The organism is Pandoraea fibrosis, from assembly GCF_000807775.2.
Classification (GTDB): Bacteria; Pseudomonadota; Gammaproteobacteria; order Burkholderiales; family Burkholderiaceae; genus Pandoraea; species Pandoraea fibrosis.
Genome location: NZ_CP047385.1, coordinates 4,919,102 through 4,931,587 on the forward strand (window position 1 = coordinate 4,919,102; position 12,486 = coordinate 4,931,587).

The 12,486-nt window shown below is 63.4% G+C and carries 8 protein-coding genes; 4 read left to right on the top strand and 4 right to left on the bottom strand.

The genetic code is table 11. From position 1 onward, the window contains the following. The first annotated feature begins 78 nt into the window (after positions 1-78). From ppc to argH, 3 genes are all read left to right on the top strand, one after another. Complete coding sequence (ppc, locus tag PI93_RS21665) at positions 79-3,027, top strand: phosphoenolpyruvate carboxylase (RefSeq protein ID WP_052240891.1); 2,949 nt, start codon at positions 79-81, stop codon at positions 3,025-3,027. Positions 3,028-3,307: 280 nt separating this feature from the next. After that, on the top strand, positions 3,308-4,084 hold the full coding sequence (aroQ, locus tag PI93_RS21670) for a gamma subclass chorismate mutase AroQ (RefSeq protein ID WP_158453286.1): 777 nt from the start codon (positions 3,308-3,310) through the stop codon (positions 4,082-4,084). A 130-nt stretch (positions 4,085-4,214) separates the two neighbouring features. Continuing rightward, positions 4,215-5,612 carry an argininosuccinate lyase gene (gene argH, locus PI93_RS21675; protein ID WP_039373466.1) on the top strand — a complete coding sequence of 466 codons (1,398 nt, stop codon included), beginning with the start codon at positions 4,215-4,217 and terminating at the stop codon, positions 5,610-5,612. 134 nt (positions 5,613-5,746) lie between these two features. On the opposite strand, the gene gltS is transcribed toward argH, so the two are convergent. From gltS to apbC, 4 genes are all read right to left on the bottom strand, one after another. Beyond that, entirely contained in the window at positions 5,747-6,961 is a 1,215-nt protein-coding gene (gene gltS, locus PI93_RS21680; RefSeq protein ID WP_039373931.1) for a sodium/glutamate symporter, read from the bottom strand. 331 nt (positions 6,962-7,292) lie between these two features. Next, positions 7,293-9,578 carry an arginine/lysine/ornithine decarboxylase gene (locus tag PI93_RS21685; protein ID WP_039373930.1) on the bottom strand — a complete coding sequence of 762 codons (2,286 nt, stop codon included), beginning with the start codon at positions 9,576-9,578 and terminating at the stop codon, positions 7,293-7,295. A 104-nt stretch (positions 9,579-9,682) separates the two neighbouring features. Beyond that, a complete protein-coding gene (gene dcd / locus PI93_RS21690; protein ID WP_039373928.1) occupies positions 9,683-10,252 on the bottom strand; it encodes a dCTP deaminase in 570 nt (189 codons plus the stop codon). Positions 10,253-10,354: 102 nt separating this feature from the next. Continuing rightward, positions 10,355-11,437 carry an iron-sulfur cluster carrier protein ApbC gene (gene apbC, locus PI93_RS21695; protein WP_039373926.1) on the bottom strand — a complete coding sequence of 361 codons (1,083 nt, stop codon included), beginning with the start codon at positions 11,435-11,437 and terminating at the stop codon, positions 10,355-10,357. A gap of 274 nt (positions 11,438-11,711) precedes the next feature. Here apbC and PI93_RS21700 point away from each other — a divergent pair, with 274 nt between their 5' ends. After that, the gene (locus tag PI93_RS21700) at positions 11,712-12,371 is read left to right on the top strand and encodes an OmpA family protein (protein WP_039373925.1); all 660 of its coding nucleotides are present in this window, start codon (positions 11,712-11,714) and stop codon (positions 12,369-12,371) included. Positions 12,372-12,486 lie beyond the last annotated feature (115 nt).

The following is a 12,486-nucleotide window of genomic DNA, read 5'->3' on the forward strand; positions in this document are numbered from 1 at the left end:
CAGCAACCGCGTGAAGACCAAAAGAAAAAATGGTAACACGCTTGACCGGCCCGAACGGCTGGTCTCGAGAGGAGCGACATGAAGAGCAGCGCAAAGGTAAAAGCCCCGCAAGAGGGCCTCGCCAAGTCGGTCGGCAAGACTTCCCCCGCAAAGGCAGCAGCCGCGGTCCCATCCACCCCGGCAGCGGATGTGCCGGCCAGGTCCAAAGCTCGCCGCTCGCGCGAAGACAAGGACGCCCCGCTGCGCGAGGACATCCGGTTTCTCGGCCGCCTGCTCGGCGATGTGCTGCGCGAGCAACAAGGCAGCGCCGCCTTCGATCTGGTCGAGACCATCCGTCAGAACGCCGTGCGCTTTCACCGCGAAGGCGACCGCAGCGCCGCCCGCGCGCTCGACACGATGCTGGGCGGCCTGACCAACGAGCAAGCCATTCAGGTGGTGCGCGCGTTCAGCTACTTCTCGCATCTGGCCAATATCGCCGAGGACCGCCACCACAACCGGCGCCGCCGCGTGCACGCGCTGGCCGGCAGCCGCGCGCAGCCCGGCAGTCTGAGCGCCGCCCTGCAAAGCCTGAAAGCGGCCGGTCGCGCCGATCCAGCAACGTTGCAGGCGTTTTTCGCCAGCGCCCTGATCGTGCCGGTGCTCACCGCACACCCGACCGAAGTTCAGCGCAAGAGTATTCTCGACGCCGAACGCGAAATCGCGCGCCTGCTGGCGCATCGCGACGACGCCCTCACCGAGCGTGAATCGTCGCGCAATACCGAATCGATGCGAGCCTACGTCACCACGCTTTGGCAGACACGCATGCTGCGTAGCTCGCGACTGACCGTGGCCGACGAAATCGACAATGCGCTGTCGTATTACCGCAGCACATTCCTGACAGAAATCCCGGCGCTGTATGACGATGTGAGCGCCGAGCTGCACGACGCCGCACCGAGCGTGCGTGCCGAGGGCCTTGGCCGCTTCCTGCAAATGGGCAGCTGGATCGGCGGCGATCGTGACGGTAATCCGAATGTGACGGCGCAAACGCTGCAACTGGCGATCACGCGTCAGGCCACCGAGATCTTTGCCCACTACCTCGAAGAGGTGCACTTGCTGGGGGCGGAACTGTCCGTCTCGCAACTGCTTGCCGGCGCAAGCGACGCGTTGCTCACCCTCGCACGCCGCTCGCCCGACGACTCGCCACACCGTACCGACGAACCCTATCGACGCGCCCTGATCGGCGTGTATGCCCGCCTGGCTGCCACCGCACGCGAATGGGTAGGCCACGTGCCGCACCGCGGCGCCGTCGGCGACGCCCGGCCCTATCTCGACGCCAGCGAATTCATCTCGGATCTGAACACGGTCGTCGCGTCGCTCATGGCGCATCACGGCGGCGCACTCATTTCGCAGCGGCTCGGCCCGCTCGTGCGCGCCGCCGAGGTGTTCGGCTTCCATCTCGCGAGTATCGATCTGCGTCAGAGTTCGGACATCCACGAAGCGGTCATCGCCGAGTTGTTCGCCAAAGCGGGCGTCGAAGCCAATTATGCGAAGCTCGACGAGAACGAAAAGCTCGCCCTGCTGTTGCGCGAATTGCGCGAGCCGCGTGCGCTCTTCTCGCCCTATCTCGACTACTCGCAACGCACCCGCGACGAGTTGGCCGTGTTCGCCGCCGCGCGCGATATTCGCGCCCGCTTCGGCCCGCGTGCGGTACGCAACTACATCATTTCGCATACGGAGACCGTCAGCGATCTGATCGAAGTCATGCTGCTGCAAAAGGAGACAGGCCTCTTTCAAGGCCCGCTCGGCAGCGACAGTGCGAAGGCCGTCGAGCCCAAAGTCGGCGCGATGGTCATCCCGCTCTTCGAGACGATTGCCGACTTGCGCAATGCGCCGGTCATCATGCGCGAGTTCTTCGACATCCCCGGCATGCCCGGTGTGGTGACGCAGCAAGGGGGGGAGCAGGAAGTCATGCTCGGCTACTCCGACAGCAACAAGGACGGTGGCTTCCTCACGTCGAACTGGGAACTGTACAAAGCGGAACTCGCGCTGGTACGCCTGTTCGAGGAGAAAGGCATCCGTCTGCGCCTGTTCCACGGCCGGGGCGGCACCGTGGGCCGGGGCGGTGGCCCGACCTATCAGGCCATCCTGTCGCAGCCGCCGGGCACCGTGAACGGCCAGATTCGCCTCACGGAGCAAGGCGAAATCATCGCGAGCAAGTTCGCCAATCCGGAGATCGGACGGCGCAATCTCGAGACGATCGTGGCAGCAACGCTCGAAGCCACGTTGCTGCCGAGCCGCAACCAGCCGCCGCGTCTGGCGGCATACGAGAAGGTCATGCAGACGCTCTCCGACACGGCTTTCGCTGCCTATCGCGACCTCGTCTACGAGACCCCGGGCTTCACCGATTACTTCTTCTCCGCAACGCCGATCGCGGAAATCGCCGAGCTGAACATCGGTTCGCGCCCCGCCTCGCGCAAGTTCTCGGACCCGAAGCACCGCCGTATCGAAGACCTGCGCGCGATTCCCTGGGGCTTCTCGTGGGGCCAGTGTCGTCTGCTCCTCACCGGGTGGTACGGCTTCGGCAGCGCGGTGAGCGCATATCTGCACGGCGAAGGGACGGATGGCGACGCGGGCCGCGAGAAGCGTCTCGAGACGTTGCGTCAGATGGTCAAACGCTGGCCGTTCTTCGCGAACCTGCTCTCGAACATGGACATGGTGCTCGCCAAGACCGATCTGGCCGTGGCATCGCGTTACGCCGAACTGGTCCCGGACGAGAAACTTCGCAAGCGCGTGTTCGACCGTATCGTGGCCGAGTGGCAGAGCACGTCGCAGGCGCTCGCCCTGATCACCGGACATGAGGAACGGCTCGCCGACAATCCGATGCTCGCGCGCTCGATCAAGAATCGCTTCCCGTACCTCGATCCGCTCAATCACTTGCAGGTCGAGTTGTTGCGGCGACATCGCGCTGGCGAGTCGGACGAGCGGGCGCGGCGCGGCATTCACCTGTCCATCAACGGTATTGCGGCGGGTCTGCGCAACACGGGCTGATTCCGCCCCATCTGATGCTGCGGCTCAGCCCCGTGTGGTCAGTGGGGCTGACGCAGCAGGCGGGGCGGCCGGCACGTCGGAGACGTCCGCCCCGGCGCCGGTCGATGCACCGCTTGGGATTGTCCCCAACGACAGTCGCCCGATAGAACGGTATATTTTGTCGGATTCGACCCGATGGCTGCCGGGGGGCCCATCCATCATGCAATCCGATTCCAACGCACGACCGACACACACGCCGACACACATGCCGCGTATGGCACTCACTATCGGCGCAAACCGCATGTCACGCCTACGGCGCACCGCAACGCTCATCACGGCGACGACGCTCGCGCTACTTTGCACCGCCACGCAGGCCGGCACGGGGTCCACAGAGGCCGCGATGCCTGCGCGCGACGCCAGCCCCCCTGCGCTCCCATCGAATACCGTCATCGCCGCCGCGCCGCATGGTGTGCGAGGGCTGGCCGTGCGGCTGGTCTCGCAAACGCTGGCGACCTCACCCGGTGTGCCCGGCACACCAGCCAAATCACAGCCCGTCGTCGATCCTGTGCTCGACCCGCTCATGAACGGCATTCTGGAGCGTCTGGCCATCAGCGAAGCCGTGGCCCGCACCAAGTACACGTCGGGCAAACCGGTTCAGGACACGCCGCGCGAACAGGCGTTGCTCGACAGCGTGGGCGAGCGCGCCCCCCAGTTCGGCCTGACGCCCGCGCAGGCCCGCACATTCTTCCGTCTGCAGATCGAGGCGGGCAAGCTGGTGCAGACCGCTTTGCTGGCCCGCTGGGCGCGGGAAGGCCGTGCCCCGGGTGAACCGGTCGATCTCGCCTCGCGCCTGCGCCCGGCGCTCGATCGGCTGGGCACCTCGCTCATGCACGATCTCGGACGCCTCTGCGCACTGCCCGACGATCCGGCGCGCATGGCCCGCATTCATCAGGCCCGCGAGCGCATTGCCAAGGCAGCGAAGCTCGAAGCGCTGCAACGTGCGGCGTTCGACGAAGCGACCTCGGGCCTTTGCCTGTCGGCGCCGCCGCGTATCTGGACGCTATCCATGACGAACTGACCGGGGGCGCCCCCTCGATGCCCGGCGGGTCGTGGCAACGCCGCCGGGGTTGTATAATCACGCTTTTCCGTGCTCTGCCACGGTTTGCTTCCATCTGCCCCGATGGGCCTCGATTAGCCACGCTACGACAATGACCTCCCAACTCCACAAGAAAGGCGAAGCCTGGTCGGCCCGCTTTTCCGAACCCGTTTCCGAACTCGTCAAGCGCTATACGGCGTCGGTATTCTTCGACAAGCGCCTTGCGTTGTTCGACATCGAAGGTTCGCTCGCGCATGCCGACATGCTCTGTGCACAAGGCATTATCAGCGCACAGGATCTGGCCGACATTCAGCGCGGCATGACGCAGATCCGTGGCGAGATCGAGCGCGGCGAGTTCGAGTGGCAACTGGATCTCGAAGACGTCCACCTGAACATCGAAGCACGCCTGACCGCCCTCATCGGCGACGCCGGCAAGCGTCTGCACACCGGCCGTTCGCGTAACGATCAGGTCGCGACCGACATCCGTCTGTGGCTGCGCAGCGAAATCGATCGCATCGGCGATCACCTTGGCGACCTGCGCCGCGCACTGCTGGATCTGGCCGAGCAACACAGCGCCACGATTCTGCCGGGCTTCACCCATCTGCAAGTGGCTCAGCCCGTGACGTTCGGTCATCACCTGATGGCTTACTTCGAGATGTTCAGCCGCGACGCCGAGCGCATGCTCGATGTTCGCCGCCGCGTGAATCGTCTGCCGCTGGGCGCGGCCGCGCTCGCCGGCACGAGCTATCCGATCGATCGCGAACGTGTCGCCGCCACGCTCGGCTTCGAAGAAGTCTGCGCAAACTCACTCGACGCGGTGTCGGATCGTGACTTCGCCATCGAATTCACGGCCGCCGCAGCGCTCGTGATGACGCACGTCTCGCGCTTCTCGGAAGAACTGGTGCTGTGGATGAGCCCGCGTGTGGGCTTCATCGATCTGGCCGACCGGTTCTGCACGGGCAGCTCGATCATGCCGCAGAAAAAGAACCCGGACGTGCCCGAGCTGGCACGCGGCAAGACCGGTCGTGTCAACGGTCACCTGATCGCCCTGCTCACGCTGATGAAAGGCCAGCCGCTGGCGTACAACAAGGACAATCAGGAAGACAAGGAACCGCTGTTCGACACGGTCGACACCGTGATCGACACGCTGCGCATCTTCGCGGACATGGTGCCGGGCATCAAGGTGCGCGAAGCCAATATGCGCAACGCCGCGCTGCAAGGCTTCTCGACGGCGACCGATTTGGCCGACTACCTGGTCAAGAAAGGCCTGCCGTTCCGCGACGCTCACGAAATCGTGGCGCACGCCGTGAAGATCTGCTCGGATCGCGAGATCGATCTGGCCGACCTGTCGCTCGCCGAGTTGCAGAAGTTCTCGCCGCTGATCGGTGAGGACGTCTTTGAATACCTCACGCTCGAAGGCTCGGTCGCCAGCCGTAACCACATTGGCGGCACGGCCCCGGCACAGGTGCAACGCGCCATCGCCGCAGCGCGCGCGAAGCTCGCCAAGTAAGGCCGTCTGGCCGGCAACGTCCGACCCGTTCGGGCATTGCAGCATGCGCACATTTCGCACGTAAGGGCACCAACGAAAATGCCACCCGATCGGGTGGCATTTTCTATTGGCATGACGGCATCACACGCGTCCCATCAGAACAGCGGTAACGACAGGAAACCCTTGATGATGAGCGCGTTGAGAATGTCGATGAAGAATGCCCCCACCATCGGCACGATCAGGAACGCGATGTGCGACGGACCGAAGCGCTCGGTCACCGCCTGCATGTTGGCAATGGCCGTCGGCGTCGCGCCCAGACCGAAGCCGCAATGGCCCGCCGCGAGGACTGCTGCGTCGTAATTGGCTCCCATCACGCGGAACGTGACGAAAATCGCATACGCCGCCATCGCAATCGCCTGCACGACAAGAATCACGATCATCGGCAAGGCCAGCGTTGAAAGATCCCACAGGCGCAACGTCATGAGCGCCATCGCAAGGAACAGCGACAGACTCACGTTGCCCATCACCGACAGCGAACGATCGAAGACCTCATAGCCCACGAGCGACAGCAGATTGCGAACGACAACGCCCGTGAACAACACGCATACGAACGTCGGCAATTCCAGCATCGTGCCCGAGAGCCAACGTGCAATGACTTCGCCCCCCAACAGGCAGATCGCAATCATCGCCACCGTCTCGATCAACGCCTGCGCGGTAATCAGCCGTACCGTATGCGGTTGCTCGAAACCTTCCGGCGCGGCATCCTTCGCGGCATCGAATCCCGGCACCTTGTTACCGAGACGCCCGACCAGATAGCGCGCCACCGGCCCACCCAGCAAACCGCCCAGCACCAGCCCAAAGGTGGCGCAGGCCATGGCGATCTCAAGCGCCGACTGCACGCCGTATTGCGTAGTCAGCGTTTCCCCCCAGGCGGCCCCCGTACCGTGTCCGCCGGCCAGCGTAATCGATCCGCCCAGCAAACCCACGCCCGGCGCCAGCCCCATCATCGTGGCAAGCCCCACGCCAATGGCGTTCTGCGTAATCAACATGCCTGCCACCACGGCGAGGAACAGCACCAGTCGACGCCCCCCCGCCTTGAGGCTGGCCAAATTGGCCGACAGACCGATCGTTGCGAAAAACGCCAGCATCAGCGGCGTTTGCAGCGACGTATCGAACTTCAACTCGAAGTGCCCGAACTGACGCAGCGCCAGCGTGCCCAGCGCCACCAGCAGCCCCGCCGCGACCGGCTCCGGAATGCTGTACGTACGCAGCGGTGCGACCCACTCGACCAGTTTGCGGCCCAGCAACAAGACCAACGTGGCGCAAACCAGCGTGCCGTAGTTGCTGAACACTAGTTGTCCGGTTTCCATGAACCCTCCTGCAAAAAAAGTGCGTTGAGTGTAGCAATCGGAGCGGCCCGAATTGATGGGAAACTGCCTAAATGTTGAAAATTCAAGTCAATGCACAAATCGAGCGTTTGACGCAGATTCGCGTCAATATACTGACGTTTATCATCAGTTAACGACTCGTTCTACGGAGTTACGGTCGATCGGCAGGGGTACGCAAACGAAACATCCGCAACTCGTGAAATCCAGATGCGGCAAACAGGCGTATAAGGCGCGTCGCCCGTCAGACGACCGGCCCATAAAAAAACGGCCCCGCGCGCTCGCACGGGGCCGTTCTCACACTAGGCCGGGGGAGTTACTGACGCACGCAATCCACGAAGTATTCGGGGCGCCCGTCCACCTCCTCGACGACCAGACCGTGGATATCGGTATGGAAGCCCGGGAAACGCTCGTTGAAGTCGCGCGCGAAACGCAGGTACTCGATGATCGCGGCATTGAAGCGTTCGCCCGGAATCAGGAGCGGGATGCCCGGCGGGTACGGCGTGAGCAGCACGCTCGTCACGCGGCCTTCGAGGTCGTCGATAGGCACCCGGTCGATCTGGCGGTGGGCCAGCTTCGAGAACGCGTCGGTCGGCTTCATCGCCGGTTGCATGTCCGAGAGATACATCTCGGTCGTCACGCGTGCCACGTCGTTCGCCTTGTACACGCTGTGAATCTGATCGCACAGGTCACGCAGGCCGATGCGCTCGTAGCGCGGGAACTGCGCGACGAACTCGGGCAGCACGCGCCACAGCGGACGGTTGTGGTCGTAGTCGTCCTTGAACTGTTGAAGTTCGGTCACCATCGAGTTCCAGCGGCCCTTGGTGATGCCGATGGTGAACATGATGAAGAACGAATACAACCCGGTCTTTTCGACAATGATGCCGTGCTCGGCCAGATACTTGGTGACGATGGCCGCCGGAATGCCGCTCTCGCCGAACTCGCCTTCCACGTCCAGCCCCGGCGTGATGATCGTCGCCTTGATCGGGTCGAGCATGTTGAAGCCGTCGGCCAGATCGCCGAAGCCGTGCCAGCGATCGTTCGCGCGCAGCACCCAGTCCTCGCGCTGAATCGTGCCTTCGTCGCCCAGATTTTCCGGGCCCCAGACCGAGAACCACCACGAATCCCCGTACTCGCCTCCCACCTTGCGCATGGCGCGGCGGAAGTCGAGCGCCTCGACGATCGACTCCTCCACGAGCGCGGTGCCGCCCGGCGGCTCCATCATCGCAGCCGCCACGTCGCACGACGCGATGATCGCGTACTGCGGCGACGTCGACGTGTGCATCAGATACGCCTCGTTGAAGCGGTAGGTATCGAACGTGCGAGCATCCGAGTCCTGCACCACGATCTGCGACGCCTGCGAGATACCGGCGAGCAGTTTGTGAGTCGAGTGCGTGGCGTAGATCGTCGCTTCCGACGAGCGCGGACGGCCTTCACCGATCGCGTGCATGTCGCGGTAGAACTCGTGAAACGCCGCGTGCGGCAGCCAGGCTTCATCGAAGTGCAGCGTGTCGATGTTGTTGCCCAGCACTTCCTTGATCATCTCGACGTTGTAGATCACGCCGTCATACGTGCTTTGCGTGATCGTCAGAATCCGTGGCTTGGCGTTCGGGTCGCGTTCGAGCACTTCGCGTGCGAACGGGTTCGCTTCGATCTTCGCGCGAATGACTTCCGGCTCGAACTCCGACTTCGGAATCGGGCCGATGATGCCGAGGTGATTGCGCGTCGGCGTGAGAAACACCGGCACGGCGCCCGTCATCGTGATCGCGTGCAGGATCGACTTGTGGCAGTTTCGATCGACCACGACGATGTCGCCCGGCGCCACGGTGGCGTGCCACACGATCTTGTTCGAGGTCGACGTGCCGTTGGTCACGAAGAAAAGGTGATCCGCATTGAAAATGCGCGCGGCATTGCGCTCCGACGCGCCCACCGGACCGTTGTGGTCGAGCAGTTGGCCCAGTTCTTCCACCGCGTTGCATACGTCTGCGCGCAGCATGTTTTCGCCGAAGAACTGGTGGAACATCTGGCCCACCGGGCTCTTCAGGAACGCCACACCGCCCGAGTGTCCCGGGCAATGCCACGAATACGAGCCGTCAGCCGCGTAGTGCGTGAGCGAGCGGAAGAACGGCGGCGGCAGCGAGTCGAGATACGACTTGGCTTCACGGATGATGTGACGCGCCACGAACTCCGGCGTGTCCTCGAACATGTGAATGAAGCCATGCAACTCGCGCAGAATGTCGTTCGGGATGTGACGCGACGTGCGCGTCTCGCCGTACAGGAAAATCGGAATGTCCGGATTGCGACGGCGCACTTCCTGCACGAAGGCGCGCAGGTTGATGATGGCCAGCGCGAGTTCGCCTTCGCCCTCACCACCCGCTTCGCTCGAGAACGTGCCGAACTCGTCGTCGTCGATGGACAGGATGAAGCTCGACGCGCGGCTTGCCTGCTGCGCAAACGAGGTCAGGTCGCCGTAGCTCGTGAGGCCGTTGACTTCCATGCCCTCGGCTTCGATGGCCTCCGCCAAGGAACGAATTCCGGACCCGGAGATATTTTCGGAGCGGAAGTCCTCGTCAATGATGACGATCGGAAAACGGAATTTCATTGGCGTTCCTTCGACAAAAGAACGAGCCACGGTCCAACATGGCCGTGGCTCTTGGGCAGTGCGATATGGAGGATGCTCACCGGTGGCGAGTCGAGCGTAGCAGGCTAGGTTTTCGGCAGCGTGACACCACGCTGTCCCTGATACTTGCCGCCGCGATCCTTGTACGAGGTCTCGCAGACTTCGTCGGATTCGAAGAACAGCACCTGAGCCACGCCTTCGTTGGCGTAGATCTTGGCCGGCAGCGGCGTCGTGTTCGAGAACTCCAGCGTCACGTAGCCCTCCCACTCGGGTTCGAACGGCGTGACGTTCACGATGATGCCGCAACGGGCATACGTCGACTTGCCCAGGCACACGGTGAGCACGCTGCGCGGAATGCGGAAGTACTCGACGGTGCGCGCCAGCGCGAACGAGTTCGGCGGGATGATGCAGACATCGCTCTCGACATCGACAAAGGACTTCTCGTCGAAATTCTTCGGATCGACGATCGTCGAATTGATGTTCGTGAAGACCTTGAATTCAGGCGCACAGCGGATATCGTAGCCGTAACTCGACGTGCCGTAGCTGACGATCTTCTGCCCGTCTTGGGAGTACCGGATCTGCGACGGCTCGAAGGGCTCGATCATGCCGTGCTCTTCGGCCATTCGCCGGATCCATTTATCGGACTTGATGCTCATGTGTGGGCCTGAACTGGCGTAGTACGTGAAAAAGTGGGCGTATTTTACGCGATTGTTGCGGTGCGGTGATTTTTTCACACGCACCGCCCCGGCGCCCTCGTTTTACGTGTTCTGCACGACGATCGACGGGAACTTGCTCGTCATGTCCTTCTGCTTGGCCGCGATCTTCACCGCCACTTTGCGGGCGATGGCCTTGTAAAGCTCGGCCACACGACCGTCCGGGTCGCCCACCACGCTCGGCATGCCGGCGTCCGCATGCACCCGGATGCTCATCTCCAGCGGCAGCTTGCCCAGCAGGTCGACGTCGAAATCGTGGCTCATGCGCTCGCCGCCGCCCACCCCGAAGATCGGCTCTTCATGACCGCAGTTCGAGCAGATATGCAGACTCATGTTCTCGATCAGGCCCAGAATCGGCACGCCGACCTTCTCGAACATCTTGAGCCCCTTGCGCGCGTCGAGCAACGCGAGGTCCTGTGGCGTGGTGACGATGACCGCGCCCGTGACCGGCACCTTCTGCGCCAGCGTGAGCTGAATGTCGCCCGTGCCCGGCGGCATGTCGACGATCAGATAGTCGAGGTCGTGCCAGTTGGTCTGATTGAGGAGTTGCTCGAGCGCCTGCGTGACCATCGGGCCGCGCCAGACCATCGGATTGTCCGGCTCGATCAGAAACCCGATGGAGCTGGCCTGCAGGCCGTGGCCGACCATCGGTTCGAGCGTCTTGCCGTCCTTGGACTCGGGTTTGCCGTGAATGCCCAGCAGCGTAGGCAGGGACGGGCCATAGATGTCGGCATCGAGAATGCCGACGTTGGCGCCCTCGGCGGCAAGGGCCAGCGCCAGGTTCACGGCCGTGGTGCTCTTGCCCACACCGCCCTTGCCCGACGCCACCGCCACGATGTTCTTCACGTTGGGCAGGAGCTTCACACCGCGCTGCACCGCATGCGACACGATTTTCTGGCTGATTTCGACCGCCACGCGCTCGACGCCGGGCAGTTTGCCAACGGCTTCGGTGACGCGGGCACGCATCGCTTCGAACTGACTCTTGGCGGGATAACCGAATTCGATCTGAATGCCGACGTGGCCATGCTCGGCCGCGACCTGTTTCACATACTTCCCGGCGATCAGATCGAGTCCCGTATCGGGATCGACGATGCCACGCAGCACTTCATTGATTTGGGCAACTTCCATGTGGTCTCTCGCTCTGTCGAGGCACGCCAGGCAAGCCCCGGCGGGCGCTAACAACTTGTAACATCCATGGCGCACGCTCTCGATTAGCATGCGAGGCGCGCGTGTTTTGGGGAACCAGCCGTCGCGGCAAACTGTCCTTGCCTGCGGTCGACACTCAGCGCTATTGTAAAAGACGGCGCGCCCTCAGGCTCAAAACCCCTGCGAGGCGCGCGTGCTTCGACGAAGTGCTCACGCGTTGTTTCATGACTGCAAGCTAATCGAGAAGGAGCCTTAAATGAATAAGAACACTCTGCGCGCTTCGGCGCTCGTCCTGGCCGTTGCCGCCATGCTGGCCGGATGCCAGACCGAGCAGGGCACGAACACTGCGGTCGGTACCGGCGTCGGTGCGGCAGTCGGCGCAGGTCTGGGCAACCTCATCGGTGGCAACACCACCGGCACGCTGATCGGCGCTGCCGTGGGCGCCGCCGCAGGCGGTGCAACGGGCTACAACTGGGGCGCCATCAAGAACAAACTCGGCGGCCACACCGCCGGCACCGGCACCACCATCTCCGAACAGCCGGACGGCTCGCTCAAGGTCGCCGTCCCGAGTGACGTGACGTTCGATACCGGTCGCGCCGACATCAAGCCGAACTTCCGCGCCGTGCTCGACGACGTCGCCGCTTCGCTCAACCAGAACCCGGGCATTACCGCCAACGTCGTCGGCCATACCGACAGCACGGGCGGCGACCGGATCAACGTGCCCCTCTCGCAAAACCGGGCGGCCAACGTTATTCAGTATCTGAACAGCCGGGGCGTTGCCATGAACCGCATGAGCGGCACGGGCGTGGCCTCGAGCCAGCCGGTCGCGTCCGATGCCACGGCCGAAGGGCGTGCCCAGAACCGTCGCGTCGAAATCCTGCTGCACGCACCGAATCAGCAGGCGCCGCGCGGCTAATCGGCTCGCCTGCGCAAGTTGTGGTTGCAAACGCATGCCCGGTCCGCCGGGCATGCCGCATTTGGGGCCCTCCGGCATCCGCATGGTGCAACGCAGCATCGAAACTCTGCACATG

Bases quoted from the DNA above. Each gene is read 5' to 3' on its own strand.
- apbC (WP_039373926.1), bottom strand. From the start codon at position 11,437: ATGGAAGTTGCCCAAATCAATGAAGTGCTGCGTGGCATCGTCGATCCC.
- gltS (WP_039373931.1), bottom strand. From the start codon at position 6,961: ATGGAAACCGGACAACTAGTGTTCAGCAACTACGGCACGCTGGTTTGC.
- ppc (WP_052240891.1), top strand. From the start codon at position 79: ATGAAGAGCAGCGCAAAGGTAAAAGCCCCGCAAGAGGGCCTCGCCAAG.
- argH (WP_039373466.1), top strand. From the start codon at position 4,215: ATGACCTCCCAACTCCACAAGAAAGGCGAAGCCTGGTCGGCCCGCTTT.
- PI93_RS21700 (WP_039373925.1), top strand. From the start codon at position 11,712: ATGAATAAGAACACTCTGCGCGCTTCGGCGCTCGTCCTGGCCGTTGCC.
- dcd (WP_039373928.1), bottom strand. From the start codon at position 10,252: ATGAGCATCAAGTCCGATAAATGGATCCGGCGAATGGCCGAAGAGCAC.
- aroQ (WP_158453286.1), top strand. From the start codon at position 3,308: ATGTCACGCCTACGGCGCACCGCAACGCTCATCACGGCGACGACGCTC.
- PI93_RS21685 (WP_039373930.1), bottom strand. From the start codon at position 9,578: ATGAAATTCCGTTTTCCGATCGTCATCATTGACGAGGACTTCCGCTCC.